The organism is Janthinobacterium sp. SUN118 (assembly GCF_030397695.1).
GTDB lineage: Bacteria > Pseudomonadota > Gammaproteobacteria > Burkholderiales > Burkholderiaceae_D > Janthinobacterium.
This window is the reverse complement of the sequence record NZ_JAPUBV010000001.1, coordinates 522,531-547,729: the sequence shown is the minus strand read 5'-3', so window position 1 is coordinate 547,729 and position 25,199 is coordinate 522,531. Positions and strand designations below refer to the sequence as shown.

Sequence of the window (25,199 nt, the reverse complement as noted above, 5' to 3'; positions counted from 1 at the left end):
AGTCACAACCGTGCCTGTCCACTCCCGCAGCGGGCCTGCGGGAGGCTCACCGTTCCTCCGGACCCATCATGCATACGATCTTGCAGCTACAAAACATCACGAAGGGTTTTCCCGGCGTGAAGGCCTTGAACGACATTAACCTGAGCATCCGCCAGGGCGAGATCCACGCCTTGCTCGGTGAAAATGGCGCCGGCAAGTCCACCTTGATGAAAATTCTCAGCGGCATCTACCGGCCCGATGCGGGCAGCATCGTCGTCGATGGCCAGCCCTGCGATTTTCACAGCTACAACGACGCCATCGCCGCCGGCATCGCCATCATCTTCCAGGAATTTTCCCTGATTCCCTACCTGAATGCGGTGGAAAACATCTTCCTCGGACGCGAGCTGACGAATGCCGTGGGCCTGCTGTCGAAAAAAGCCATGCGGCAACAGGCGGCCGCCATCTTTGCGCGCCTGAACATCGAGATCGACCTGTCGGCCGAGATCAGCCAGCTCAGCATTGCCCAACAGCAATTCGTGGAAATCGGCAAGGCCCTGTCGCTCAATGCCCGCATCCTGATCCTCGACGAGCCGACCGCCACCCTGACGCCCAGCGAAGCCGAACACCTGTTCGCCATCATGCGCGAACTGCGGCAGCAAGGCGTGGCGATGATCTTCATCTCGCATCACATGGAAGAAATCTTCGACGTATGCGACCGCATCACCGTCTTGCGCGATGGCCAGTACGTGGGCATGACGGACGTGGCCGCCACCAGTATCGACCAGTTGGTGGAAATGATGGTGGGACGCAAGCTCGAAGCGAACTTTCCCGCCAAGCCTGTCCGCCCCGTGGCGCCGGCCATCGTGCTCGACGCCAGGGACGTGCGCCTGCGCAAGGATGGCCCCGTCAACAGCTTCCAGCTGCAGCAGGGGGAAATCCTCGGCTTTGCGGGCCTGGTCGGCTCGGGCCGCACGGAACTGGCGCTGGCCGTGATGGGCGCCCACCCGGCCTGGCACAAGGATGTCCGCATCGGCGGCAAGCCGGCCAGCCTGCGCGATCCGGCTGATGCCTTGCGCCACGGCATAGGCCTGTTGCCGGAAAGCCGCAAGACCGAGGGCTTGATCCTCGATTTCGACATCACGGACAACCTGTCCATCAATAACCTGGGGAAATACACGCGATATGGATGGATACGCCGCCGAGCCGAGCTGGCCAGCACGCGGTCGATGATGGCCAAGGTGGGCGTCAAGGCGCCCGGTCCCGGCACGCGCGTGGGCACCCTGAGCGGCGGCAACCAGCAAAAAGTGGTGATCGCCCGCTGGCTCAACCATCACTGCAAGATCCTCATCTTCGACGAGCCCACGCGCGGCATCGACGTCGGCGCCAAGGCGGAAATCTACCGCCTGATGCGTGCACTGACCAGCGATGGCTATTCCATCATCCTGATTTCGTCGGAACTGCCGGAAATCACCGGCATGTGCGACAGGGTCGCCGTCTTCCGCCAGGGCGCCATCGTGGCCCTGCTGGAAGGCGCGTCCATTCATTCTAGCGAGGTAATGCGCCATGCAACAGCCGGTCAACACTGAACCCCTCGCCGCGCAGCGCCGCGGCGCCGCATCCTCCCTGTCGGCGCGCGCCCTGTGGGCACGGCTGAGGCAATCGCCGGCCTTCCTGCCGCTGGTCGGCCTGCTGCTGGTGTCGGCGGCGATGGCGGCCACCACCGACCATTTCTTCTCCAGCGATAACCTGGTCAATATTGCGCGGCAAGTGTCGATCAACGCCATCATCGCCGTCGGCATGAGCTGCGCCATCCTCAGCGGCGGCATCGACCTGTCCGTCGGCTCCGTGATGGCACTGACAGGCACCCTGACGGCGGGCCTGATGGTGGCCGGCCTGCCGCCCGGGCTGGCCATTGCCGCCGGCCTGGCCGTGGGCATCGCCTTTGGCGTGGGCAATGGCTTCTTTGTCGCCTATGCCAAGATGCCGCCGATTATCGTCACCCTGGCCACCATGGGCATCGCGCGCGGACTGGCCCTGCTGTACACGGGCGGCTATCCGATCAACGACTTGCCGGACTGGTTCGAATTCTTTGGCCGCGGCAACGTGCTGGGCGTGCAGACGCCGATCCTGGCCATGCTGCTGGTCTTCCTCGTCGCCTATGTGCTGCTCGACCATACGCCGCTGGGACGCTATATCTACGCCATCGGCGGCAACGAGGAAGCGACGCGCCTGAGCGGCGTGCGCGTGGCGCGCTACAAGCTGCTCGTGTATGCCATCAGCGGCGGCACGGCCGCCATCGCCGGCCTGGTGCTGACGTCCCGCCTGATGAGCGGCCAGCCGAACGCCGGCATCGGCTTCGAGCTGGACGCGATCGCCGCCGTCGTCATGGGCGGCACGGCCATCACGGGCGGACGCGGTTCCATCGTCGGCACCCTGATCGGCGCCATCATGCTTGGCGTGCTGAATAACGGCCTGAACATGATGGGCGTCTCGCCTTACCTGCAAAACATCATCAAGGGCGTGATCATCCTGCTCGCCATTTACATCAGCCGCAACAGCAGCAAGCGCGCCTGAGCACCGCTTGACCCACCTTTACCACCTGGAGCCTCCCATGAAGTACACCGAAGTCGACATGCAAGCCGTCGTTTGCCACGGTCCGAAAGATTACCGCCTGCAAAAAATCGCGCGTCCCGCGCCGCGCCTGAACGAGTTGCTGATCCGCATCGCCGCCTGCGGCATCTGCGCCAGCGACTGCAAATGCCATTCGGGCGCCGCCATGTTCTGGGGCGGCGACGGCCAGCCATCGTGGGTCAAGCCGCCGGTGGTGCCCGGCCATGAATTCTTCGGCTACGTGGTCGAGGCGGGGGAGCACGGCGAGGAACACTTCGGCGTGAAGGTCGGCGACCGCATCATCGCGGAGCAGATCGTGCCTTGCGGCAAGTGCCGCTTTTGCAAATCGGGCAAATACTGGATGTGCGAAGTGCATAACATCTTCGGCTTCCAGCGCGAAGTGGCCGATGGCGGCATGGCTGAATACATGCGCATCCCGCCCACGGCCCTCGTGCACAAGATTCCGGACAGCATTTCGCTGGAAGACGCCGCCATCATCGAGCCGATGGCGTGCGCCATCCACACGGTCAACCGCGCCGAGGTGCAGCTCGACGACGTGGTGGTGATCGCCGGCGCCGGGCCGCTGGGCCTGATGATGACGCAGATCGCCGCCCTGAAGACGCCGAAAAAACTGGTGGTGATCGACATGGTGCCGGCACGCCTGGCGCTGGCGCGCGAATATGGCGCCCACGTCACCATCAATCCCGCCCAGGACGATGCGCTGGCCATCATCCATGGCTTGACGGACGGCTATGGCTGCGACGTGTATATCGAGACGACGGGCGTGCCGGCCGGCGTGACGCAGGGCTTGAACCTGATCCGCAAGCTGGGCCGCTTCGTCGAGTTCAGCGTATTCGGCAAGGAAACCAGCGCCGACTGGTCCATCATCGGCGACCGCAAGGAACTCGACGTGCGCGGCGCCCACCTGGGACCGTATTGCTACCCGGTCGCCATCGATCTGCTGGAGCGGGGCCTCGTCACCTCGAAAGGCATCGTCACGCACGACTTCCCGCTGGAAGACTGGGAGCAGGCGTTCGCCCTGGCCAACTCGCTCGATTCCATCAAGGTGCTGCTCAAGCCGGCAGCGCAGGGCTGAACGGGGAAGCAGGCATGGATTACGTCATCGGTGTCGATATCGGCACGCAAAGCACCAAGGCCCTGCTGGTCACCAGCGGCGGCACCCTCGTGGCGCAGCATGCGCACGGCTACCAGGTCGACACGCCGCGCCCCCTGTGGGCCGAACAATGGCCGGCCGTGTGGTACGACGCCGTGGTGGCGTGCGTGCGGCAGGTGCTGCACGCCAGCGGCGTGCCGGCGCACAGCGTCAAGGCCATCTGCGTCAGCAGCCTGTATGGCGGTTCCGGCATCCCCGTCGATGCCGCCATGCAAGCGCTGCACCCCTGCCTGATCTGGATGGACCGGCGCGCCACCGACGAGGTGGAATGGGTCAGGCAGCACGTCGACCTGGAGCGCCTGCAAGCGATCACCGGCAATGGCGTCGACAGCTATTACGGCTATACCAAGATGCTGTGGCTGCAGCGCCACCGCCCCGATGTATGGGCCCGCACGCGCTACTTCCTGCCGCCGAACAGCTACGTCAACTATCTGCTGACGGGCGAAGTGGCGGTCGACCATAGTTCGGCCGGCAATATCGGCGGCGTGTACGACCTGGCCGCGCGCGGCTGGTCGGCCCCCATGCTCGAGGCGCTGGACATCCCCGCGCGCATGATGCCGGAACGCCTGGTCGACTCGTCCGAGGTGGTGGGCGCGCTGCTGCCGCTGGCGGCGCAGCAGCTGGGCTTGCTGGCCGGCACCCCCGTCATCGCGGGCGGCGTCGATGCGGCCGTGGCCACCTTCGCCGCCGGCGTCAGCCGCGCGGGCCAGCATGTGGCGATGATAGGCACCAGCATGTGCTGGGGCTATATCCACCAGCAAGTCGATGCGCGCCATGGCCTGATCAGCATGCCGCACGTGTTCAACAGCCAGTCCGACCTGTATGTGTTTGGCGGCGCCATCACGGCCGGAGCTTCCGTCAGCTGGTTCCGCGACGAATTTTGCCAGGCCGACGTGGAAGCGGCCAGGCTGCTGGGCCATGCCGATGCGCACCAGCGGATGGAAGAACAGGCACAACAAATCCCGCCCGGCGCGGACGGCGTGCTGTTCCTGCCCTACCTGATGGGCGAACGCAGTCCCATCTGGGATGCCAGGGCCAGCGGCGCCTTCCTGGGGCTGAGCCTGTACCACAGCCGCGCCCACTTGTACCGCGCCGTGCTCGAAGGCGTGAGTTTTGCGCTGAAACACAATATCGAGGCCGGCGCCAGGGGCATTGGCACGGTCGCGCTCGACGACAAGCTGATCGTCGTCGGCGGCGCCGCGCACTCGCCCCTGTGGATGCAGATCATTGCCGACATCACCGGCTATCCCGTCTACACCATCGCGGAAAACGTCGAGGCGGCACTGGGTGCGGCACTGCTGGCGGCGCTGGGCACGGGCCTGATCGACAAGGCAACGGCGCAGCGGGGCTGGGTCAGCCTGGTGCCGCGCAGCACGCCGCAGCCGGACGCCAGCGCAGTCTACCGCCGCACATTCGAGCACTACCGCGATGCCTATCCCGCATTGCGGCCCCTGATGCACCGCATCCATCACACCACCTGAGGACCAGCATGCTATTCGATTTCCGCCACAAGAAATTCATCGTCACGGGCGCGTCCAGCGGCATCGGCCTCGTCACGGCGCGCATGCTCAGCGCCGCCGGCGCGCGGGTAATTGCCATCGGGCAAAACGCCGACCGGCTGGCCGCCTTGGCCGACGACACCGGTTGCGAGCCGCTGCAGCTCGACATCAGCGACAGCGACGCCATGCAGGCCGCGCTGGTGCCGCTGCGCAACGTCGATGGCCTCGTCAATTGCTCCGGCATTTCGCAGCTGCGGCCCTGCCTGGAAACGGATGCGGCCAGCTTTGACCGCGTGATGGCAGTCAATGCGCGCAGCGCGGCCATGATGGCGCGTCATGTGGCGCAAGGCATGCTGCGCGAAGGGCACCAGGGCAGCATCGTGAATGTGTCGAGCCAGGCGGCCCTGGTGGCGCTCGAGCATCACCTGGCGTACTGCGCCTCGAAGGCGGCCATGGATGCGATCACGCGCAGCCTGTGCCTGGAACTGGGTCCGCACGGCATCCGCGTCAACAGCGTCAACCCCACCGTGACCCTGACGCCGATGGCCGAACGGGACTGGAGCGACCCGGCAAAAAGCGGCCCCATGCTGGCCGCCATCCCGCTGCGCCGCTTCGCCACCCCGGAAGAGGTGGCCAAGCCCATCCTGTTCCTGCTCAGCGACGCCGCCGCCATGATCAGCGGCGTCAGCCTGCCCGTCGATGGCGGCTATACCTGCCGCTAAATCACGTGCAATTAAGCCACTTGCTGCTCGGCGGCCGTCGGCAGCAAGTCCGCCACCAGCGCCGGCAGGCTGGCCATGTCGCTGAACACGACATGCGCGCCGGCCGCCTTCAGGCGCGCTTCCTGGCCGGGAGCGATATGCCCGCCGCCGATGAAACCCAGCACCGTCATGCCCGCCGCTACGGCCGCCGTCACGCCCGTGACGCTGTCTTCCAGCACCAGGCACCGGGCCGGCGGCACGCCGAAGGCGGCCGCTGCCGCCAGGTAGACGCCCGGATGCGGCTTGGCGTGACCCACCAGGTCCGGCGTGAAGACGCGGCGCTCGAACAGCGGCGCCATGCCCGTGCGCTCGAGCGCCGACAGCACGCGCGCGCTGACGCTGTTCGACGCCACGGCCTTGGGCAGGGGAATGGCGGCCAATGCCTGCGCCACGCCGGGTACGGCGCGCAATTGCGCATCGCACGCCGCATCGACGGCGTTGCCGATGGACATGATGTCGTCGGCGGGCAATTGCGGCAAGCCCAGTTCCCGGTAGATGTCCTGCATCAGCGGCACCAGGCGCTGGCCCAGGCGCGGCTCGATCAAGCCTTGCAGGGTAACGCCGGCGGGCAGGTTCGGCAGGCGCGGCGCCAGCAATTCCAGCAGTGCTTGCAGGGCCACGGCTTCGCTGTCGATCAGCACGCCATCGCAGTCGCTGATCAGGTGGGTAAAGCGCGCTTGGGCGGTAGCGGTATCAGGCATGGATTCTCCAAAAGAACGACGGTGACGGGAAATGCGGCGGCCAGCCGGCAAGGCGGATGCCGCAGCAATCATACGGTGGAGCAGGCGGGCGCAGCCACGCCAAAAGCGGACAGATAGCGATACTTTTTTTCAGCAAGCACCGCGCGCGGACAGGAATGATGGCGGCAACGGCAAATACCAATTCAATACCACGCAATACCAGTGATTATCGCTGATTTTTGAATTTGCTGCGTTCGCCTTGAAATTGGGGCGGGCCCGGTGACGGCGCCGGGCGCAGGAGCGTCCCGGCGCTGGTGGCTTATTTCAGCCAGCCGCGGTGGCGGAAGTACAGGAAGGGCGCGATGGCGCTGGTGATCATCAGGCCCCAGGCCCAGGGATAACCGAACGACCATTCCAGCTCCGGCATCAGCTTGAAGTTCATGCCGTACACGCTGGCGATCAGGGTCGGCGGCAGGAAGGCCACGCTGGCCACCGAGAAGATCTTGATGATCTTGTTCTGGTTGATATTGATGAAGCCGACGGTGGCGTCCATCAGGAAGTTAATCTTATCAAACAAGAAAGACGTGTGGCCATCGAGCGATTCGATATCGCGCAAGATCTGGCGCGCTTCCTCGAACTGCTCGGAATTGAGCAAGCGGCCGCGCATCAGAAAGCTCACGGCGCGGCGCGTATCCATCATGTTGCGGCGGATGCGGCCATTCAAATCTTCCTCGTGAGCAATCGCATTCAGCGCTTCGGCCGCGTGCGCATCGGTAAATTCCTTTTGCAGCACGCGCGTGCTGACTTCTTCCAGGTTCTGGTAGATGCCTTCGAGCACGTCGGCCGAATATTCGGCGTCGGTGGCGTACAGGTCGAGCAGCACGTCCATGTAGTCGGCGATCGAGCCTGGCCGCGAGCGGGCGCGCATGCGCACCAGGCGGAACACGGGCAGGTCGTCCGTATGCATGGAAAACAGGATCTTGCGGGCAAGAATGAACGCGACCGTGATGACGCGCGACGGGCCGTCGTCCTCTTCACGCAAAAAGTCCGTGCGCAGATGCAGGTCGCCGTTTTCCGCTTCGTAGTAGCGGGCCGACGCTTCAATATCCTTGACTTCGTCTTCGCCCGGCAGGGTGACGTTGTAAATGGCCTTGACCCAGGCCCGTTCGTCATCGGTGGGGTCGGTCAGGTCGACCCAGACCGGTTCGGCATTTTCGAGGTCTGCGCGGCTGTCGATCGGCACCTGGTTGAGCCGGCCATTCTGTAATACAAAGACATTGATCATGCGCGCTCTCAGCCGGATGTTGGGTTATCGTGATGTGCTGGCGCTGGCGCCAAAAATGAAAACAGCGCAAGTGTACCCGCAAAGGCCTTTTCACGACCACCCCTGCGTGGCGCTTTTTCGCGGAAAAATGTGCGGCGCTGCACATCGGGGGCATTTCAAGATGCCTGAACGCAATCATTCAATTCAGGCATGTTTGATAATGTGGAATGACTTAGATCAAGGCAAGGCCGCCGCGCCCATGCGGCGCAGGATCACGCCGGTGCGCCGGTTCAGGTAGCCCGTGTCGCGGTGGCGGTCATAGAAGCGGGGATTCGGCAGCATCACGGCCAGTTTCGCCGCCTGCGCCGCGCTCAGGCTGGCCGCGCTGACGTGATAATAATGGCGCGCCGCCGCTTCGGCGCCGAAGATGCCGGTGCCAAACTCCACCACATTCAGGTAAATCTCGAAAATGCGCTGCTTGTCCATCAGGCTTTCCAGCATGTAGGTAATGATCAGCTCCTGGCCCTTGCGCACATAGCTGCGCGAACCGGACAGGAACAGATTCTTCGCCAGCTGCTGCGTAATGGTGGAACCGCCAGCGACGACTTTCTGCTTCTTGTTATTCTTTTCATAGGCCTTTTGCAAGGCTTCCCAGTCCACGCCTTCGTGCTCGGAGAAATTCGCGTCTTCCGAGGCGATGATGGCCCGCTTCAGATTGGTCGAAATGCGGTTGTACGGCACCCACGTCTGCTTGATGGCGGCATTCGGATTTTTTTCCTGTAAAACAGATAACTGCTCGCGCATGAAGGCCGTGCTGCTGGGGTTATGGTCGATCCACCACCAGATTTGCAGGAAAAAATACAATTGCACGACGATAAACGCCAGGATGGGCACGATGAACAGCCACTTGATCCAGCCGTAGCGGCGGCCGCCGGCGCCGTTACGGCCGCCCTTCTTGCCGCCGCTCACAGGGCGCTGCGCAATTGCGCCAGCAAGTCCTGCGTCTGCGGCCGCACGCCGCGCCACACGTAAAACGCTTCGGCCGCCTGCTCCACCAGCATGCCCAGGCCATCGCGCACCTGCGCGCCATGCCGGGCGGCAAAGTCCATGAAGACGGTGGGCTGGGCACCATACATCATGTCCAGCACCAGGGTATGGTTGCCGAAGATGCCGGCAGGCACGGGCGGCAAGTCGCCCGCCAGGCTGGCCGAGGTGGCATTGATGACGATATCGAAGACGCCCCGGGGCTGCTCGAACCCGCCGGCATGCAATTGGCCGGGGTGGCTCAGCGCATCGGCAAACTGCGCCACCAGGGCCTGGGCCGTGGCCACGGTGCGGTTGGCAATGACAATTTCCTGCGGTTGCCATTCCAGCAGGGGCAGCAACACGCCGCGCGCGGCCCCGCCGGCACCGAGCAGCAAGACGCGCTTGCCGGCAATGGCCACGCCGGCATTGCGCACGATATCGGCCACCAGGCCGGCGCCATCGGTATTGTCGCCAAGAATGCTGTCGCCATCGAAACGCAGGGTATTCACGGCGCCCGCCGCGCGCGCGCGCGGCGTCAGTTCCGTGGCCAGCGCGCAGGCGTCGAGCTTGAACGGCACCGTCACGTTCGCGCCCTTGCCGCCCTCGGCGGCAAACGTGCGCGCCGCCAGCGCAAAGCCGTCCAGCGGCGCCAGCCGGCGCTCATAGGCGATGGCCTCGCCCGTCTGCAGGGCAAAGGCGGCGTGGATCAGGGGGGACTTGCTGTGGGCGATCGGGTTGCCGAAAACGCAATATTGATCTGGATTCATCTTGTGCTTGTTCAATTGCTGCCGCCAGTCAGGTTGGCTTCCATTTTTTCTTCGCGGGTAAATTTGAAGCGGGTAATCACGACCCACAGGTCATCCTTGTCACTGGACAACATATTCGGTGGGAAACGACCGAAGGGCGCCGCGCGGCGCACGATGGCCAGGGCGGCCGCGTCCAGCGCGGGATTGCCCGAGCTGCGTTCGACGCGAGCGCCGCCCTCCTTCTGGTAAATCGTACCGTCCTGGAAGATGGGAATGTACACGACCAGTTCGCCATACATCTTGCGGCCATTGTTTTGCGGGAAATTCAGGGTGCCGATTTCCTCGATGCGCTTTTGCAGGGTCTTGTAATACATGGCATAGCCGACCTCCTGCGTGCTGGGCGTGATGAAGGTCTTGCGCGGACGCTTGTTCTGGTCTTCCACGGTCTGGCTGATCTCGGCCGCCATGCGGGCGATGGCCTTGCTGCTTTCCATCAGGTCCGACCCGGACGCCAGCGGATTGGGCTTGTCCTTTTCCGTGACGGGCGCGGCGCTGTAGGGCGTGGGCTTGGCCGCCTGCGTCAGCAGTTCCTGCTGTTTCTGTTCCAGTTCGGCAATGCGCCGGGCGCTGGCCTTGACGCTCTCGCCCTCTTCCACCTTGCGCAGGTCGGGCAGCGGCGACTTGGCGCGGCCCTTGTCGGCCTGGCCACCGCCATCGAGATTCGCTTGCGCCAGGGCATCGGCCTTCAGCGGCTTGTTGGCATGCTTGGCATTGACGAGGATCACTTCCAGGCCGGGGTCGGTGGCGACGGCCCGCTGCGGCGCCGGGGCGACAAAATGCATCGCCAGCAAGGCGCCGTGCGCCAGCAGCGATACCGCCACGGCCACCATCAGGAAACGATACTCTCGGAAAGACTTCACGCGCAACCCAGTTCGCAACAAGCACAAGATACAAGATGGCTGAATTCTACGTCAAAGGGCGGTGCTGGTAACAGTTTTCAGCACCGCCCTGTGACTGGAGCGACGCCTTACTTGACCTCCGGCTCGCTGACCACGTCTTCGCTGGCCAGTTCCGCCACTTCCGCGTCGGCGTCGCTGACCTGGTTCGCCGCTTCCGGCGATGTTTCCGCTGCTGCCACACCATCGTCGGCCACGTCGTCGCCCGCGTCTTCCTCGTAATCGAGCTCGGCGTCGGCCGCCGCATCCGGCACGGCGGCGATTTCCAGCAGGCGCGCCTCGATGCTCAGGTCGACCTCATCCCAGCGCAGCAAGTCCAGTTTCACTTGCGCGCCGCGCGCCACCGATGGCATGCCCGGCAGCTTGATGACCAGCGGAATGTCGACCAGGCGCAGGATTTCATCTTTCAGCACGACGGCATCGACCTGGCGCGCGTTTTCCTGGTGCAACCAGCGCAAGCACCAGTAGCGTTCCATGTTCGACTGGAAGTCGCCATACGCGGCATACGCCGCATCAAACGCCGAGACAATGGCGAACAGGTTGGCGTCGCGCGGCTTGAATGGCGCCACCAGGGGCGCCGTCACGCCGTGCTCGGCGCAGGCGATGATTTGCCACTGGTTCACCAGGTCCGTATAGCGGCGCAAGGGCGACGTGCTCCAAGCGTATTGATCCACGCCCAGGCCCTGGTGCGGCGCCGCATGGGTGACCATGCGCACCTGCATCTTTGCCGCCCAGCTATTGCCGCTGCCGCCGCCCTGGCTGCGGTAGATGCCGGGCACGCCATGGTCGTGCAGCATCTTGCCCCAGGTACTGTTGGCAAAAATCATCAATTCGGCGACGATCTTGTCCAGCGGCGCGCCACGCTTGCGGCGCGCCACGGTGACGATGTCGTTTTCCACGTAGAAGTTGAAATCGACGCGGTTGTTCTGTTCCGGCTTCAGGCCAAACGCTTCGCGCTTCTTCATGCGGCCCTGTTCCAGCTGCTGCGCCCATTGCCATAGCACGGCGAAATCGGCCTTGTGCGGGTACTCGCCCTCGCCGCTGGCCAAGGTTTCCTCATTGACCAGGTCGTCTAGCTGGTTGTGGCGCAGGTTGCTGGCAATCGGCACCAGTTCGGCCCGCGTCTGCGTGCTGACGACGGCCCAGTCGGCTTTCGGGTCGAGCGTGGCATACAGCGACAGGGCCGGGCACGTCGTGCCTTCGGCCAGGGTGAAGGCGTTGACGATTTCATCGGGCAGCATGGTGATCTTGTCACCCGGCATATAAACGGTCGACATGCGCTGGCGCGCCATCTTGTCGATCACGTCTTCCGGGCGGATGCCCAGGCCCGGCGCGGCGATGTGGATGCCCACTTTCACCGTGCCGTCCGGCAACGGCTGCACGGAGAAGGCATCGTCGATCTCGGTGGTGGTCACGTCGTCGATCGAGAACGCGGCCACGTCCGCCAGCGGCAGCTTGGCCGTCACGGAGGGCACGGGCACGCTGGGGAAACCGGCGCCCTTGGGGAAATTCTCGAAGAGGAATTTCGACAGGTGCAAGTCTTTTGGCGAAGCAATACCACCGGCGGCCAGCATCAGGCGCGGCGGCGTCGTGTGCAATTCCGTGCATGCCGCTTCCAGCGCCTTGTATTCGATGGTGTTCTTGTCCGGCTTGAACAGCAGCTGCAGCACCATCGGCTGCATGGAGGCGGGCAAGCGGTTCTGTTTCAGCTCTTCCACGTACGCGGCTTGCACCAGCGCCTGCTGTTTTTTCTTTTCGATGCCGGCCAGGGCCGCCTTCAGCGATGCTTCCGGCGCCGCCTTGTAGCGGCCGCGGCCCTTCTTGTAGAAATACACGGGCGCCGAATGCAGGGCCAGGATCAGGCCGGCCGCTTCCGGCGGCAAGGGGACATGGCCGAAATACTCGGCGCCCAGCTCGGCAAAGCCGAATTCATCTTCGCCCGCCACTTCCCACAGGAAATCGAGGTCGATCTCGGCGGCAACAGCCTTGGCTTGCTCCAGCAGCTCGGCCGGGGCCGGCTTCTCATACTGCAGCAGCACATCCTTGATCTTGACCTTGCTGCGCTTGCCGCTGGCCATTTCAACCTGGTACGCCTCGCCCGCTTGCGACAGGACCGTGCCGACCTTGAAATCGCCGGATTCTTCAAAAAATAGATTCATTGTTATGCTTTGTTTATTAATGTGTCGGTTGCAACGGTGCGAGTGACGAAATTCAGCTCCAGCACCGCCGGCAGAAATACTTCCGTTACCAGCAGCAATCCTTGATGACGCTGATATAAGCAGCGTCGGGCAAAAAACAGCGCCTTGGCATCGCAGCCTGCGCCTTCCAGGGCCAGCGCCGCCTGCGCCCGCTGCACCAGCGGGTGTCCCGCGCGCAAACGGGCAAATTCGAGCGTGCCACGCCGTACCATGCGATCGCCAAACAGGGTCGTCCCCAGCGAGCGTTCGCCCAGTGCGGAAAACAGGGGCCAGTCGGTGGCCGTCGCCTGCATAGGCACGACGGTGTGGCCAAACACGGCCGGTCTATTATCACACCGCAACAGCACTTCGCGTTCCCATACCCGGCCCGCGCGATGCAGGCCGATGATGGCAGACTCGTCGCTCAGACAACGCGCCGTTTCCTGATGCAAACATTGCACGCGGAATGCCTGGCTATGCGCTTTCAGCTTGGCCGTCAGCGAACCGCCGCCCGTCAGCCAGTGGCGCAGGGCCGGGGGCGCATTGACGGCGTTCACATGCGCATGCCACTGCGCCTGCCGCAGCGAACCCGGCCTCACCGGGCCGCGCCTTCGGCCATTGCAGAATTGATATCGATACCGCAAAAGGCCAGGACGGGCGCCACGTAATCGGCAAATTCGCTGATGCCGTGGTCGCTGCCGTCGATGACGAGCTGGCGCGCCCCCCGATAATGCGCCACCATGTCGCGGTAGTCGAGCACTTCGTCACCGGTGGCGGCGATCAGGAAATAACGTTGTGGTTCAGTAATGTGCTGCACGGCAAACGCGCGCAACTCATCGATATATTCGCGCTTGAATTCGAACGGCTTGTCCGAATGAAACTCGGTCGTCACGCCCACATGCTGTTCCAGGTCGATCAAGGGAACAATCGCCGGGTTGAGCAGCACGGCGCGGCAAGCGAGTTGCTCGGCCAGCCAGGTGGCGTAATAGCCGCCCAGCGAGGAGCCGATGATCGTCAATTCCGCCGGCGGCACGTGCTGCACCAGCGAGCGGGCCAGTTCGATGGCCAGCTTCGGCGAAGCGGGCAATTGCGGGCACAGCCATTCTGCCGTGCGGCCCAGCGCCTGCATCTGCTCAGCCAGCAGGCGCGACTTCATCGACAGCGGCGACGAGCGGAATCCATGCAGATACAGAATCATCGGCCCAGCGCCTTCAGCAGTTTCTCGTGCACGCCGCCGAAGCCGCCATTGCTCATGACGACGATCTGGTCGCCGGGACGGGCGGCGGCCACCACGGCGGCCACCAGCGTATCGATGTCCTCATACGCGCTGGCCATCGCGCCCAGCGGCGCCAGCGCGTCGCCCAGGCTCCAGCCCAGCGCTTGCTGGCTGCCGAAACCGAAGACCAGATCGGCATCCTTCAGGCTGCCCGGCAGCGCGTCTTTCATGGCGCCCAGCTTCATGGTGTTCGAACGCGGTTCCAGCACGGCCAGGATGCGGCCAGCCTGGCCGATTTTCTGGCGCAAGCCGCCCACCGTGGTGGCAATCGCCGTCGGGTGATGGGCGAAGTCGTCGTACACGGTAATGTTGTCGACCACGCCGCGCACTTCCATGCGGCGCTTGACGCTGTCAAACGTGGCCAGCGAAGCGCACGCCTGGGCAATCGGCACACCGACGTGGCGCGCGGCGGCAATCGCCGCCAGCGCATTGCTGCGGTTGTGCTTGCCCGTGAGCGCCCACGCCACATGGCCTTCCTGCTTGCCATTGAAGAACACGTCAAAGCTGCCATCGGCTTGCTCTTGCAGTTGCCAGTTGGCATCCTGACCAAAACTTTCCTGTTCACTCCAGCAACCGCGCGCCAGCACGCGCTGCAGCGACGCTTCGTCGCCATTGACGATCAGGCGGCCAATGCCGGGCACGGTACGCACCAGGTGATGAAATTGCGTCTCGATCGCATGCAGATCGGGGAAGATGTCGGCGTGATCATATTCCAGGTTATTCATGACGGCCGTTTTCGCGTGGTAGTGCACGAATTTGCTGCGCTTGTCGAAGAAGGCCGTGTCGTATTCATCGGCTTCGATGACGAAGAAGTCGGAATCGGCGCTTTTACCGTCGATCTTGCCGCTGAGGCGGGCGGAAATGCCAAAATTCATCGGCACGCCGCCGATCAGGAAGCCAGGCGCGTAGCCGGCGTCTTCGAGTATCCACGCCAGCATGGCCGAGGTGGTCGTCTTGCCATGCGTGCCGGCAACGGCCAGCACCCACTTGTTGCGTAATATATGTTCGCCGATCCACTGCGGGCCAGACACGTACGGCAGGCTGCGGTTCAATATCTCTTCCACCAGCGGATTGCCGCGCGAGACCACATTGCCAATCACATACAAATCCGGGTTCAGCCGGGTTTGTTCCGGGTCAAAACCCTGGATCAGTTCGATTCCCTGCGATTCCAACTGGGTGCTCATCGGAGGATAGACGTTGGCGTCGCAGCCGGTAACTTTATGGCCGGCTTCCTTGGCGAGGACAGCCAGGCCGCCCATGAAGGTACCGCAAATGCCGAGGATATGAATGTGCATGTGATCAGTGCGAAAGGTGCGAAGTTAAGTAAGACGGTGAGATAAAAAAGAGCAAGTGTAGGATTTTACCTGACGCCATGACTTTTTCCGCTTCAGAGTATCATCTGGCTCATGACAAACGATGCATTTGACGATAGCGCGCAGTTGCGCCTGGAAATCGCCGCTGCCGCCGCGCGCCTGGTGGCGCAGGACGGCGCCGACTATGCCAGCGCCAAGCGCAAGGCCGCGCGGCAAGTCCTCGGCGACGCGCCGAACCGCCCCAATATACTTCCTGACAACGACCTGATCGAGGAACAGGTGCGCCAGTACAATGCCCTGTTCCTGGCCGACAGCCAGCCGGCGCGCCTGTTCCAGCTGCGCACGATTGCGCTGCAGGTAATGGAAGCCTTGCAACAATTTCATCCCCTGCTTAGCGGCCCCGTACTCAACGGCACGGCCGGCCCGCACGACGAGATCTATTTGCAGCTGTTTGCCGAGAGCGCCAAGGAGATTCACATCTTCCTGCTGAATAAAAATGTCGTGCTCGACATGTCGGAAAGCCCGCATTTCAAGGGAGCGCGTTATGATGCGGTCGAGACGGCCAGTTTCTTATGGAAAAACGAAGGCGTGCACGCGGCCCTGTATGAGCTCGACGATATGCGCGGCGCGCTGAAAGCCAAGGCGGACGGCAAGGTGCTGCGCACGGATATCGCAGGCTTGCGCAGCCTGCTGGCCACCAGCCTGGCCGATGGCGCGCCCACTAACACGAAGATAGATAAATAATAGCTATGACAAAGAAGAATTGGATTGCTTGCGCCATCGTTGCGCTGATGTTTGGCGGCATGGGCGCATACGTAGGTTTGCATAAGGACAAGGAAAAAGCGGGTCCGCTGACGGCCACGATCGCGCCGGGCGCGACGGGCCCCGTGAATGAACTGTATGCGCTGTCGCTGCCGGACGCGGCCGGCGCCACGCAAGCCTTGTCACAATGGAAAGGCAAGAATCTGCTGGTCAATTTCTGGGCCCCATGGTGCCCGCCCTGCGTGGAAGAAATGCCGGAGTTATCCGAAGTGCAAGGCCACTATGCGGGGAAAAACCTGCAGGTCATCGGTATCGGCATCGATTCGGCCAGCAATATTGCCACCTTTGCCAGCAAGGTCAAGATCGCCTATCCCGTCTACGTGTCCGGCATGAGCGGCACCGACCTGTCGCGCCATTTTGGCAATGCGACGGGCGGCTTGCCCTTTACGGTGCTGATCGGCGCCGATGGCGAAGTCAAAAAGACCTATCTGGGACGCTTGAAATTTGATCAGTTGCGCGCCGATCTGGATAAATTGTAAATTCGGAGCGTGCTTTTTTCTCTTGCCAATGCGTATCTTTGGCGGCAAAATGCGGAACTTTCGCTAAAACGGTCTTCCATACATGGCAAAAAACCTCCTTCTGCTCAACGGTCCCAACCTGAATTTGCTGGGAACGCGCGAGCCTGAGGTCTACGGCGCCAGCACCTTGGCCGATATCGAGCAGGCAGCAATGGCGCAAGCCATGGCGGCCGGTGCCGACCTGGTCTGCTTCCAAAGCAACCATGAAGGCGCGCTGATCGACCGCATCCATGCCGCGCGAGCGGAAGGGATCGATGCCATCGTCATCAATCCGGGCGGTTTGACCCATACCAGCGTCGCCTTGCGCGATGCGCTGGCCGGGGTTGCCATTCCGTTCGTGGAAGTCCATATCTCGAATATTTATCAACGCGAAACGTTTCGACATCACTCATTTCTCAGCGCGATCGCGCAGGGGACGATCTGCGGCCTGGGTATCGATGGATATCGGTTTGCCATCGACTTTGCGCTTAAAAAACGTTAATCTACGCGATCTGCACGCATTTAGCGCGGCGATAGGTTCTGGACATCACCGCATCACTCATAAAACAAACTACATTCCTAGGGGTTTTACATGGATCTACGAAAACTCAAGACCTTGATCGACCTGGTCGCCGAATCGGATATCGCAGAGCTGGAAGTTACCGAAGGCGAAAGCAAGGTTCGCATCGTCAAATCGTCGGCCATGCCGCAAAACCAGATGGTCATGATGCAGCCGCAAGGCATGCAAGCCCACTACCAGCCAGCCGCGCCAGCAGCTGCGCCAGCACCGGCGGCCGCCGCTGTCGTCGTTGCCGCCGAGCCAACGGGCTATGTGGTCAAGTCGCCGATGGTCGGCACCTTCTACCGTTCCTCCGCTCCTGGCAGCGCCGCGTACGTCGAAGTGGGTTCCACCGTCAAGGAAGGTGATACCCTGTGCATCATCGAAGCGATGAAGCTGCTCAATGAAATCGACTCGGACAAAGCCGGTGTCGTGACCCAGATCCTGGTCGAAAACGGCCAGCCGGTCGAATTCGGTCAACCCCTGTTTGTGATCGGCTAAAACCCAGTCAACACGGCCGGCAACGGCCGTTTGCAGTTCTAGCCCCTCCCACACTTGTTGTTTCGCCGGCTCGCCGGCTCTCACAGACATACGCGAACCTACCATGTTTGAAAAAATCCTGATTGCCAACCGTGGTGAAATTGCCCTCCGTATTCAGCGCGCCTGCCGCGAAATGGGCATCAAAACGGTTGTAGTCCACTCCGAAGCCGACAAGGACGCGAAATACGTCAAGCTGGCCGACGAATCCGTTTGTATCGGGCCGGCCCAGTCCGCCCTGAGCTACCTGAACATGCCCGCCATCATCAGCGCCGCTGAAGTGACGGATGCACAAGCGATTCACCCAGGCTATGGCTTCCTGTCGGAAAACGCCGACTTTGCCGAACGCGTCGAGAAATCGGGCTTCGTCTTCATCGGCCCCCGCTCCGAATCGATCCGTTTGATGGGCGACAAAGTGTCGGCCAAGCAAACCATGATCAAGGCTGGCGTACCGTGCGTACCCGGCTCGGAAGGCGCGTTGCCGGACGATCCGAAAGCGATCGTGCAAATTGCCCGCAAGATCGGCTACCCGGTCATCATCAAGGCCGCCGGTGGCGGTGGCGGACGCGGCATGCGCGTGGTGCACACGGAAGCGGCCCTGATCAACGCCGTGGCGATGACCAAGACGGAAGCCGGCACGGCTTTCGGCAACCCTGAAGTGTATATGGAGAAGTACCTGGAAAATCCGCGCCACGTGGAAATCCAGATCCTCGCCGACGAACACAAAAACGCCGTCTGGCTGGGCGAGCGCGACTGCTCCATGCAGCGCCGCCACCAGAAAGTGATCGAAGAAGCGCCGGCGCCGGGCATCCCGCGCAAGCTGATCGAAAAAATCGGCGACCGTTGCGCCGAAGCCTGCCGCAAGATCGGCTACCGCGGCGCCGGCACGTTTGAGTTCCTGTACGAAAACGGCGAGTTCTATTTCATTGAAATGAATACCCGCGTGCAAGTCGAACATCCGGTCACCGAAATGATCACCGGCATCGACATCGTGCAAGAACAGATCCGCATCGCCGCCGGCGAAAAACTGCGTTTCCGCCAGCGCGACGTCATGCTGTCGGGCCACGCCATCGAGTGCCGCATCAATGCGGAAGATCCGTTCAAGTTCACGCCATCGCCAGGCAAGATCGTCTCGTGGCATGCACCGGGCGGTCCCGGCATCCGCGTCGATTCGCACGCCTACGCCGGCTATTACGTGCCGCCGCACTACGACTCGATGATCGGCAAAGTGATCGCTTACGGCGCTACGCGCGAGCAAGCGATTCGCCGCATGCAGATCGCCCTGTCCGAAATGGTGGTCGAAGGCATCAATACGAACATCGCCCTGCATCGCGAGCTGATGATCGACGCCCGCTTCATCGAAGGCGGCACCAACATTCACTATCTGGAACAGAAGCTGGCCGACATGCCGGACCTGGGCAAGAACCTGCATGGCGGCAGCCCCAGCATCGCCAAGAAATCCGAAATCAAGGCGGACGCATGAGCTGGACTGAAATCGTCATCGAAATCGCCCGCGACAACGCCGAAGCCATGTCCGACGCGTTGATGGAAGCGGGCGCGCTGTCGGTGTCGGTGGAAGACGCCGACGAAGGCACGGATGCCGAACAGCCTTTGTTTGGCGAACCCGGCATGGAACCGAAGGAAGCGGCGTGGGAACGCAGCCGCGTGGTGGCGCTGACGGACGTCGACGCCGACCAGGCCGCCATCGTGGCCGCCGCCGCCCAGGCGGTCGGCATGGCGGACGTGCCCGCCTTTACCGTGCGCCCCGTGGAAGAGCAGGACTGGGTGCGTTTGACCCAGTCGCAGTTCGCGCCGATTCACATCGGCAAGAACATCTGGGTCGTGCCCAGCTGGCACGAGGCACCGGATCCTGACGGCCTGATCCTGGAACTGGATCCGGGCCTGGCCTTCGGCACGGGCAGCCATCCGACCACGCGTCTGTGCATGGAATGGCTGGAAGCGCACCCCGCGCCCGGCAAGACCGTGCTCGACTATGGTTGCGGCTCCGGCATCCTTGCCATGGTGGCCAAGAAACTGGGCGCGCAAACGGTGGCCGGCGTGGATATCGACCCGCAGGCGATCGAATCGGCGCGCGACAATGCCGAACGCAACCAGTGCGAGATCGAATATTTCTTGCCAGACACGTTTGCCACCTCGGCACACGCCACGGCCAAGTTTGACATCGTTGTCGCGAATATCCTGTCGAGCCCATTGAAGCTGATGGCGCCGATGCTGTCGGGCCGCGTCGCCGACGGCGGCGCCCTGATCCTGTCCGGCGTGCTGGCACGCCAGGCGGAAGAAGTGGCCGCTGCCTACGCTCCGTTCATTGAGCTGGGCGTATGGGCCGAGCAAGACGGCTGGGTGGCGCTGCATGGCCGCCTGGGTGCAACACAAGCCCCTGCGCCCCGCGCGGAAGGTGCATAAGCACAGCAATGGCCCTCGCCACCAAATGCCCCCATTGCAACACGATATTTCGGGTCGCTGCTGACCAGTTGAAGTTACGTGGGGGCATCGTGCGCTGTGGCACGTGCAGGGAAGTCTTTGACGGCAATGCCGCGCTGGTCGATCCGGCCGCGGCATCGCCGTTTTTAACATCGCATCCCGGCACCGCCACTCCCCCGCTGTCCGGCGCAGACCCGCTGGCAGACAGCCTGCCGTCCGCCACGGACGACGAACCCATCTATTCCCTCGATTTCGACACCTCGTTCGACCCGTTCGGCATCCTGCCGGAAACGGCACAGCTCAAGGATGACGAAGACGATACCGAGCATATCGAGCTGGACCTCGACGTCGACCTGCCGGCCGACGTGCCTGCCGCCGCGCCTGCCGACATCGCTGTAGCAGCACCGGCAGAGCTGCCCGAACCGCCCTTGCCCCGGCCGATGGCGCCGTTCAAGCGCCGCCAGGTCGATGAAGCGCCCGCCTTTGCCACGTATTTGCGCGACAGCCGCCGCGAACCGAACCTCGACGGCAGTGCGCCCGCCAGTGAGCCGGACGTGGAAAAAATCAGCCTCGACAAGCCCGTGCCGGCCGCCGTGCCGCCCCGGGCTGCAACGCTGCCGCCCGCCGCTCCCGCCGGCGTGCGCCAGGAGCCCACGCTGGCCGCACAGCCGTTCACGCCGCCGCCCGACGAAGTGCCGGCGCCAGAGCACGCCGCCGCCGAGGTAGAGGAAGAAACCGAGGCCGCGCCAGCGCCGCCGGACGACGAGCCCGCCTTTGTCATCCAGGGCCGGCGCCGCGAACAAAGCGGCAAGGCCTTGCGTGTGGCCATGGGCCTTGGCTCGCTGGCGCTGCTGCTCATATTGGTGCTGCAAGTGATGACCACATTCCGCAATCCGCTGGCGGCACAATTTCCGCAGTGGAAGCCAACCCTGGCCGCGCTCTGCTCGCTGAGCGGCTGCCAGGTGGACTTGCCGGCGCAGATCGAGGCGCTGGCCATCGAACAGGGCGAGCTGCAGACCCTGAAGGAACAGACCTTTTCCTATGTTTCCCTGCTGCGCAACCACAGCCGCAGCGTGCAGGCGTGGCCCAGCATCGAACTGACCCTCAATGACGCCAACGACAAGCCCGTGTTGCGCCGTGTCATCGCGCCGCGCGACTACCTGCCGGCGAATATCGACGTGGCCAAGGGCCTGGCGCCGCGCTCGGAACAAACCATCAAAGTGTATTTCGCATTAGACCAGCTCACGGCGTCTGGCTACCATATCGCCATCTTTTACCCTTAACAGCACACTATCATGACTAAAACATCGTTGATCTGCGGCTCGCTTGCCACCGACACCATCATGCAATTCCCCGGCCGCTTCGGCGAATCGCTGCTGGCCGACCAGCTGCACAAGGTAAACGTGTCCTTCCTCGTGCCCACCATGCGCACCGAGTTTGGCGGCTGCTCGGGCAATATCGCCTACAGCCTGAAAATGCTGGGTGGCGAGCCGCGCATCGTCGGCGTCATGGGCCAGGACAGCGCCGCCTACCTGGAACGCCTGCAAAAGCTGGGCATTTCCACCGCCAACATCCTGATCAAGGCCGACAGCTACAACGCGCAGTGCTTCGTCACGGCCGATGCCGACAATAACCAGATCAACGCCTTCCATCCGGGCGCCATGTCGTTCGCGCATGAAAACCCGATCGCCAATGCGGGCCCGGCCAAGGTCGCCATCATTTCGCCGGACGGCGACCTTGGCATGCTCAAGCACGCCGCCGACCTGGCCGAGCTGGGCATCCCTTTCATGTTTGATCCAGGTCAACAGTTGCCGCGTTTTAACGGCGAACAGTTGATCGACTTCATCAACAAAGCCACGTACGTGTCGGCCAACGACTATGAAATGGAAATGTTGATGGAACGCACAGGTTTGACCCTGCCGGAAATCGCCAGCCGCCTGGAAGCGCTGATCGTCACGCGCGGCGAAAAGGGTTCGGAAATCTATACGGACGGCAAGCGCATCGACATCCCTGTCGTTGCCGCCAAGGAAGTGCTGGATCCCACCGGCTGCGGCGACGCCTACCGCGCCGGCTTGCTGTTCGGCATCACCAACGACCTGGGCTGGGAAACCAGCGGCCGCCTGGCCAGCCTGCTGGGCGCCATCAAGATCGCCACCCAGGGCGCGCAAAACCACGTGTTTACGCCAGCCAGCATCGCCGACCAGTTCGAAGCGGCGTTCGGCTACCGCTATTAATATGTAGGTTGGATTAGCGCGGTAAAACCGCGCGTAATCCGACAACATCGTTAGCATGACAAGTGGTGATGTCGGGTTACGCTACGCTAACCCGGCCTACGCCACCACCTCACCGTCATCGCACCACAAAAATCATCCCCACCAGCACTTGCGCGATCTGCAGCAGGATCAGGGCCACCAGCAGCGACAGGTCCAGGCTGCCGACCAGCGGCACCACCTTGCGGATCGGACGCAGCAGCGGCTCGTTCAGGGCCCGTACGAAGGGCGCCAGCGGCGCATGCGGGTTGACCCAGCTGAAGATGGCTTCGATGATCAGCAAGGCCATGAAACCGTAGAGTATCCATTGCAGGAAGCGTTGCAGCGATTTGAGCAGCACCGCTTCGACCGGGTAACCGGAAATAAACAGGACCGTACTGGCCAGCAACACAATCAGGAAGGCGCCGATCAGGCTGGCCCAGTCATATCCGCCCACGCCCGGCACCACGCGGCGCAGGGGACGCACCAGCCAGTCGGACAATTGAAAGGTGAATTGCGCCACGGACGACGGCGGCCGCACGCGTACCGCCTGCATCCAGAAGCGCAGCAGCAAGACCCCGCCCAGCAGAGTGGCAATGGTATCAACGATCAATGTAAGGATAACGATCAGCACGACAAATTCTCCAAAAAAAAACCGCTGTGTGATTGAGTCACACAGCGGCGTGTTGCCTCATCCAGGCATCCGTATCGTGGAAATTACGATGGGCGGGTGCTGGTTGGGAATGGCCAGGCTGCAGCCGGTGCCAACACGGTTTTTGCTACAGGTGCGATAGGTGCCGATGGCTTGGCGGCAGGAGCTGCCTTCTTCGGCGCGGCCTTTTTAGGCGCGGCCTTCTTGGCGGCTGGCTTGGCGGCCACGGCGGCTGGTGCCGCTGGAGCTGCCGGCGCTGCTGCGGCCGGTGCTGCTGCCACGACTGGCGCTGCGGCTGGCTTGGCGGCAGGTTTCGCTGCGGCTTTCGCTGCCGGCTTGGCGGCTGGCTTGGCTGCAGCTTTTGCTGCCGGCTTCGCTGCTACCTTGGCCGCTGGCTTGGCTGCCGGTTTTGCGGCTACCTTGGCGGCAGGTTTCGCTGCGACCTTGGCTGCCGGCTTGGCCGCTGGCTTCGCGGCAACTTTGGCGGCTGGCTTGGCTGCAGCTTTTGCTGCTGGCTTCGCTGCTACCTTGGCCGCTGGCTTGGCTGCAGCTTTTGCTGCTGGCTTCGCTGCGGTTTTTGCTGCTGGCTTCGCTGCTACCTTGGCCGCTGGCTTCGCTGCAGCTTTTGCTGCTGGCTTGGCTGCTGCTTTGGCGGCCGGCTTGGCTGCTGCCTTGGCGACGACTTTTTTCGCTGCTGGCTTGGCGGCCGCTTTGGTGGCCGGCTTCGCTGCTGCCTTGGCCGCAGGTTTCGCCGCGGCTTTTTTCACCGCTGGCTTCGCCGCAGCTTTTGCTGCTGGCTTGGCTGCAGCTTTCGCTGCTGGCTTCGCTGCTACCTTGGCCGCTGGCTTGGCTGCAGCTTTTGCTGCTGGCTTTGCTGCTGCCTTGGCGACGACTTTTTTCGCCGCTGGCTTGGCTGCTGCTTTGGCGACAGGTTTGGCTGCTGCCTTGGCTGCAGGTTTCGCTGCGGCTTTTTTCACCGCTGGCTTGGCTGCTGCCTTGGCGGCAGGTTTCGCTGCGGCTTTGGCTGCTGGCTTGGCGGCCGGTTTGGCGGCGGCTTTTTTCGCTACAGGCTTGGCTGCTGCTTTCGCGGCAGGTTTCGCTGCGGCTTTCGCTGCCGGCTTGGCGGCCGGTTTTGCTGCGGCCTTGGCCGCTGGTTTCGCGGCGGCTTTCGCTACTGGTTTTGCTGCCGGCTTGGCAGCTGCTTTTGCCGCAGGCTTGGCTGCGGCTTTGGCGACTGGTTTGGCGGCTGGTTTCGCTGCGGCTTTGGCAGCTGGTTTAGCGGCAACCGTCTTCGCTGCGGCTGCCGGCTTCTTCGCGGCAGGAGCAGCCTTGGCGGCTGGTTTCTTTACTTCTGATTTCTTAGCGGCTGTTGCCATTTGTCTCTCCTTCATCTGAGATGAGAAATTTAAGCTACAAGATTTAAACCCGTCCGACCCACCACAGGGATAGGCCAGGCGAATTATTCATCGGCACAAACGGTCGTTTGCGCTAATGAATTCGGCACCAGCTGAACTGCTGCAACTCCTCACGTTTGCAGCACTTCAGCCATCGTCGGTGCCACCCTGCTTTATCTCGCAGCTGGTGGCAAAGTCTGAATTCGGTCATTCGTTTTCGATGCCGTGCGTTTTTTCGCTCCTCGCATCGCGCTCGCTACAACACCCATGCGTCAAATAAAAAACCGCCATGCCTGAAAAAATTCGGGCACGGCGGCAGACGAAAACGGTGTGGTTTTGTGCATATCCGTGTAAATCTGTATCCCTGTTTTGCGAGGTTTTTTCGTTACCGCGCTGGTTAAAAAACCCCGCATTCTAACGCTCGCATTTGCAATCTCATAAAGTACACGAAAACCTTGTCAATGCGCAACCGGCACGACACGTTTTCGCCCGCTTTTTTGCACGATACGCGTGCTATCGCACAATCGCGCGCCAAATGCCGCCGCCAGCGTATGCGGAAACGATATTTTCAGCCTGCGATGCGGCC

General features: G+C 62.6%; 24 protein-coding genes. 14 read left to right on the top strand and 10 right to left on the bottom strand.

All coding sequences use genetic code 11. The annotated features are described in order from the left end of the window. Nucleotides 1-68: 68 nt before the first annotated feature. The 5 genes from O0880_RS02500 to O0880_RS02480 are packed head-to-tail and all read left to right on the top strand — an operon-like array spanning nt 69 to nt 5,984. Nucleotides 69-1,565, top strand: a complete 1,497-nt coding sequence (locus tag O0880_RS02500; protein WP_289884859.1) for a sugar ABC transporter ATP-binding protein — start codon at nt 69-71, stop codon at nt 1,563-1,565. After that, nucleotides 1,543-2,553 (top strand): ribose ABC transporter permease, encoded by a 1,011-nt coding sequence (locus O0880_RS02495; protein WP_198043862.1) that lies wholly within the window; start codon nt 1,543-1,545, stop codon nt 2,551-2,553. Before O0880_RS02500 ends, O0880_RS02495 begins: the two co-directional genes overlap by 23 nt. Nucleotides 2,554-2,590: 37 nt before the next feature. Next, the gene (locus O0880_RS02490) at nt 2,591-3,685 is read left to right on the top strand and encodes an alcohol dehydrogenase catalytic domain-containing protein (protein ID WP_289884857.1); all 1,095 of its coding nucleotides are present in this window, start codon (nt 2,591-2,593) and stop codon (nt 3,683-3,685) included. Between the two features lie 14 nt (nt 3,686-3,699). After that, the gene (locus O0880_RS02485; RefSeq protein ID WP_289884855.1) at nt 3,700-5,244 is read left to right on the top strand and encodes an FGGY-family carbohydrate kinase; all 1,545 of its coding nucleotides are present in this window, start codon (nt 3,700-3,702) and stop codon (nt 5,242-5,244) included. An 8-nt stretch (nt 5,245-5,252) separates the two neighbouring features. Further along, nucleotides 5,253-5,984 carry an SDR family oxidoreductase gene (locus O0880_RS02480; RefSeq protein WP_289884854.1) on the top strand — a complete coding sequence of 244 codons (732 nt, stop codon included), beginning with the start codon at nt 5,253-5,255 and terminating at the stop codon, nt 5,982-5,984. An 11-nt stretch (nt 5,985-5,995) separates the two neighbouring features. Here O0880_RS02480 and O0880_RS02475 read toward each other — a convergent pair whose 3' ends face one another. The 9 genes from O0880_RS02475 to mpl all read right to left on the bottom strand — a co-directional run bounded on the left by O0880_RS02475 (nt 5,996) and on the right by mpl (nt 15,443). Next, the gene (locus O0880_RS02475) at nt 5,996-6,724 is read right to left on the bottom strand and encodes an HAD-IA family hydrolase (protein WP_289884852.1); all 729 of its coding nucleotides are present in this window, start codon (nt 6,722-6,724) and stop codon (nt 5,996-5,998) included. Nucleotides 6,725-7,022: 298 nt separating this feature from the next. Further along, complete coding sequence (corA, locus tag O0880_RS02470) at nt 7,023-7,988, bottom strand: magnesium/cobalt transporter CorA (protein ID WP_034746658.1); 966 nt, start codon at nt 7,986-7,988, stop codon at nt 7,023-7,025. A 216-nt stretch (nt 7,989-8,204) separates the two neighbouring features. Then, nucleotides 8,205-8,879, bottom strand: a complete 675-nt coding sequence (gene mtgA, locus O0880_RS02465; protein ID WP_198043941.1) for a monofunctional biosynthetic peptidoglycan transglycosylase — start codon at nt 8,877-8,879, stop codon at nt 8,205-8,207. Between the two features lie 53 nt (nt 8,880-8,932). Beyond that, nucleotides 8,933-9,760, bottom strand: coding sequence for a shikimate dehydrogenase (gene aroE, locus O0880_RS02460; RefSeq protein ID WP_289884850.1), 828 nt, complete (start codon nt 9,758-9,760; stop codon nt 8,933-8,935). An 11-nt stretch (nt 9,761-9,771) separates the two neighbouring features. Beyond that, complete coding sequence (locus tag O0880_RS02455; protein WP_071322031.1) at nt 9,772-10,629, bottom strand: energy transducer TonB; 858 nt, start codon at nt 10,627-10,629, stop codon at nt 9,772-9,774. A gap of 137 nt (nt 10,630-10,766) precedes the next feature. Beyond that, on the bottom strand, nt 10,767-12,854 hold the full coding sequence (locus O0880_RS02450; protein ID WP_289884848.1) for an RNB domain-containing ribonuclease: 2,088 nt from the start codon (nt 12,852-12,854) through the stop codon (nt 10,767-10,769). Nucleotides 12,855-12,856: 2 nt separating this feature from the next. Next, nucleotides 12,857-13,471 (bottom strand): chorismate lyase, encoded by a 615-nt coding sequence (locus tag O0880_RS02445; RefSeq protein WP_071322029.1) that lies wholly within the window; start codon nt 13,469-13,471, stop codon nt 12,857-12,859. Beyond that, nucleotides 13,468-14,070 (bottom strand): YqiA/YcfP family alpha/beta fold hydrolase, encoded by a 603-nt coding sequence (locus O0880_RS02440; RefSeq protein ID WP_289884846.1) that lies wholly within the window; start codon nt 14,068-14,070, stop codon nt 13,468-13,470. Before O0880_RS02440 ends, O0880_RS02445 begins: the two co-directional genes overlap by 4 nt. Next, nucleotides 14,067-15,443, bottom strand: a complete 1,377-nt coding sequence (gene mpl / locus O0880_RS02435) for a UDP-N-acetylmuramate:L-alanyl-gamma-D-glutamyl-meso-diaminopimelate ligase (RefSeq protein WP_289884843.1) — start codon at nt 15,441-15,443, stop codon at nt 14,067-14,069. Before mpl ends, O0880_RS02440 begins: the two co-directional genes overlap by 4 nt. A 111-nt stretch (nt 15,444-15,554) precedes the next feature. On the opposite strand from mpl, the gene O0880_RS02430 reads away from it, so the two are divergent. From O0880_RS02430 to O0880_RS02395, 8 genes are all read left to right on the top strand, one after another. Then, nucleotides 15,555-16,205, top strand: a complete 651-nt coding sequence (locus O0880_RS02430; protein ID WP_289884842.1) for a hypothetical protein — start codon at nt 15,555-15,557, stop codon at nt 16,203-16,205. A gap of 5 nt (nt 16,206-16,210) precedes the next feature. Further along, nucleotides 16,211-16,762 carry a TlpA disulfide reductase family protein gene (locus O0880_RS02425; RefSeq protein WP_289884840.1) on the top strand — a complete coding sequence of 184 codons (552 nt, stop codon included), beginning with the start codon at nt 16,211-16,213 and terminating at the stop codon, nt 16,760-16,762. Nucleotides 16,763-16,844: 82 nt separating this feature from the next. Continuing rightward, on the top strand, nt 16,845-17,282 hold the full coding sequence (gene aroQ / locus O0880_RS02420; RefSeq protein WP_034746628.1) for a type II 3-dehydroquinate dehydratase: 438 nt from the start codon (nt 16,845-16,847) through the stop codon (nt 17,280-17,282). 90 nt (nt 17,283-17,372) lie between these two features. After that, nucleotides 17,373-17,840: an acetyl-CoA carboxylase biotin carboxyl carrier protein gene (gene accB, locus O0880_RS02415; protein ID WP_071322024.1), complete on the top strand. Its 468-nt coding sequence runs from the start codon at nt 17,373-17,375 to the stop codon at nt 17,838-17,840. A gap of 103 nt (nt 17,841-17,943) precedes the next feature. Continuing rightward, nucleotides 17,944-19,359: an acetyl-CoA carboxylase biotin carboxylase subunit gene (accC, locus tag O0880_RS02410; RefSeq protein WP_071322023.1), complete on the top strand. Its 1,416-nt coding sequence runs from the start codon at nt 17,944-17,946 to the stop codon at nt 19,357-19,359. Then, nucleotides 19,356-20,300, top strand: coding sequence for a 50S ribosomal protein L11 methyltransferase (gene prmA / locus O0880_RS02405; RefSeq protein WP_071322022.1), 945 nt, complete (start codon nt 19,356-19,358; stop codon nt 20,298-20,300). The genes accC and prmA overlap by 4 nt, the downstream gene beginning before the upstream one ends. Before the next feature lie 8 nt (nt 20,301-20,308). Beyond that, complete coding sequence (locus O0880_RS02400; RefSeq protein ID WP_289884831.1) at nt 20,309-21,601, top strand: DUF3426 domain-containing protein; 1,293 nt, start codon at nt 20,309-20,311, stop codon at nt 21,599-21,601. Nucleotides 21,602-21,613: 12 nt separating this feature from the next. Then, a complete protein-coding gene (locus tag O0880_RS02395) occupies nt 21,614-22,552 on the top strand; it encodes a carbohydrate kinase family protein (RefSeq protein WP_071322020.1) in 939 nt (312 codons plus the stop codon). 115 nt (nt 22,553-22,667) lie between these two features. Here the strand turns inward: O0880_RS02395 and O0880_RS02390 are convergent, their stop codons facing one another. Continuing rightward, nucleotides 22,668-23,201 (bottom strand): YggT family protein, encoded by a 534-nt coding sequence (locus O0880_RS02390; protein WP_232251036.1) that lies wholly within the window; start codon nt 23,199-23,201, stop codon nt 22,668-22,670. A gap of 286 nt (nt 23,202-23,487) precedes the next feature. Between O0880_RS02390 and O0880_RS02385 the strand changes: the two genes are divergently transcribed. After that, nucleotides 23,488-24,498 carry a hypothetical protein gene (locus tag O0880_RS02385; protein ID WP_289884830.1) on the top strand — a complete coding sequence of 337 codons (1,011 nt, stop codon included), beginning with the start codon at nt 23,488-23,490 and terminating at the stop codon, nt 24,496-24,498. The last annotated feature ends 701 nt before the right edge of the window (nt 24,499-25,199 follow it).

Excerpts from the sequence above, each read along its gene's own strand:
- O0880_RS02485 (WP_289884855.1), top strand. The coding sequence starts at position 3,700 with ATGGATTACGTCATCGGTGTCGATATCGGCACGCAAAGCACCAAGGCC.
- O0880_RS02495 (WP_198043862.1), top strand. The coding sequence starts at position 1,543 with ATGCAACAGCCGGTCAACACTGAACCCCTCGCCGCGCAGCGCCGCGGC.
- O0880_RS02395 (WP_071322020.1), top strand. The coding sequence starts at position 21,614 with ATGACTAAAACATCGTTGATCTGCGGCTCGCTTGCCACCGACACCATC.
- O0880_RS02490 (WP_289884857.1), top strand. The coding sequence starts at position 2,591 with ATGAAGTACACCGAAGTCGACATGCAAGCCGTCGTTTGCCACGGTCCG.
- O0880_RS02430 (WP_289884842.1), top strand. The coding sequence starts at position 15,555 with ATGACAAACGATGCATTTGACGATAGCGCGCAGTTGCGCCTGGAAATC.
- O0880_RS02425 (WP_289884840.1), top strand. The coding sequence starts at position 16,211 with ATGACAAAGAAGAATTGGATTGCTTGCGCCATCGTTGCGCTGATGTTT.
- aroE (WP_289884850.1), bottom strand. The coding sequence starts at position 9,760 with ATGAATCCAGATCAATATTGCGTTTTCGGCAACCCGATCGCCCACAGC.
- accC (WP_071322023.1), top strand. The coding sequence starts at position 17,944 with ATGTTTGAAAAAATCCTGATTGCCAACCGTGGTGAAATTGCCCTCCGT.
- O0880_RS02450 (WP_289884848.1), bottom strand. The coding sequence starts at position 12,854 with ATGAATCTATTTTTTGAAGAATCCGGCGATTTCAAGGTCGGCACGGTC.
- O0880_RS02500 (WP_289884859.1), top strand. The coding sequence starts at position 69 with ATGCATACGATCTTGCAGCTACAAAACATCACGAAGGGTTTTCCCGGC.
- O0880_RS02400 (WP_289884831.1), top strand. The coding sequence starts at position 20,309 with ATGGCCCTCGCCACCAAATGCCCCCATTGCAACACGATATTTCGGGTC.
- prmA (WP_071322022.1), top strand. The coding sequence starts at position 19,356 with ATGAGCTGGACTGAAATCGTCATCGAAATCGCCCGCGACAACGCCGAA.
- aroQ (WP_034746628.1), top strand. The coding sequence starts at position 16,845 with ATGGCAAAAAACCTCCTTCTGCTCAACGGTCCCAACCTGAATTTGCTG.
- accB (WP_071322024.1), top strand. The coding sequence starts at position 17,373 with ATGGATCTACGAAAACTCAAGACCTTGATCGACCTGGTCGCCGAATCG.
- O0880_RS02440 (WP_289884846.1), bottom strand. The coding sequence starts at position 14,070 with ATGATTCTGTATCTGCATGGATTCCGCTCGTCGCCGCTGTCGATGAAG.
- corA (WP_034746658.1), bottom strand. The coding sequence starts at position 7,988 with ATGATCAATGTCTTTGTATTACAGAATGGCCGGCTCAACCAGGTGCCG.
- mpl (WP_289884843.1), bottom strand. The coding sequence starts at position 15,443 with ATGCACATTCATATCCTCGGCATTTGCGGTACCTTCATGGGCGGCCTG.
- O0880_RS02455 (WP_071322031.1), bottom strand. The coding sequence starts at position 10,629 with ATGGTGGCCGTGGCGGTATCGCTGCTGGCGCACGGCGCCTTGCTGGCG.
- O0880_RS02475 (WP_289884852.1), bottom strand. The coding sequence starts at position 6,724 with ATGCCTGATACCGCTACCGCCCAAGCGCGCTTTACCCACCTGATCAGC.
- O0880_RS02480 (WP_289884854.1), top strand. The coding sequence starts at position 5,253 with ATGCTATTCGATTTCCGCCACAAGAAATTCATCGTCACGGGCGCGTCC.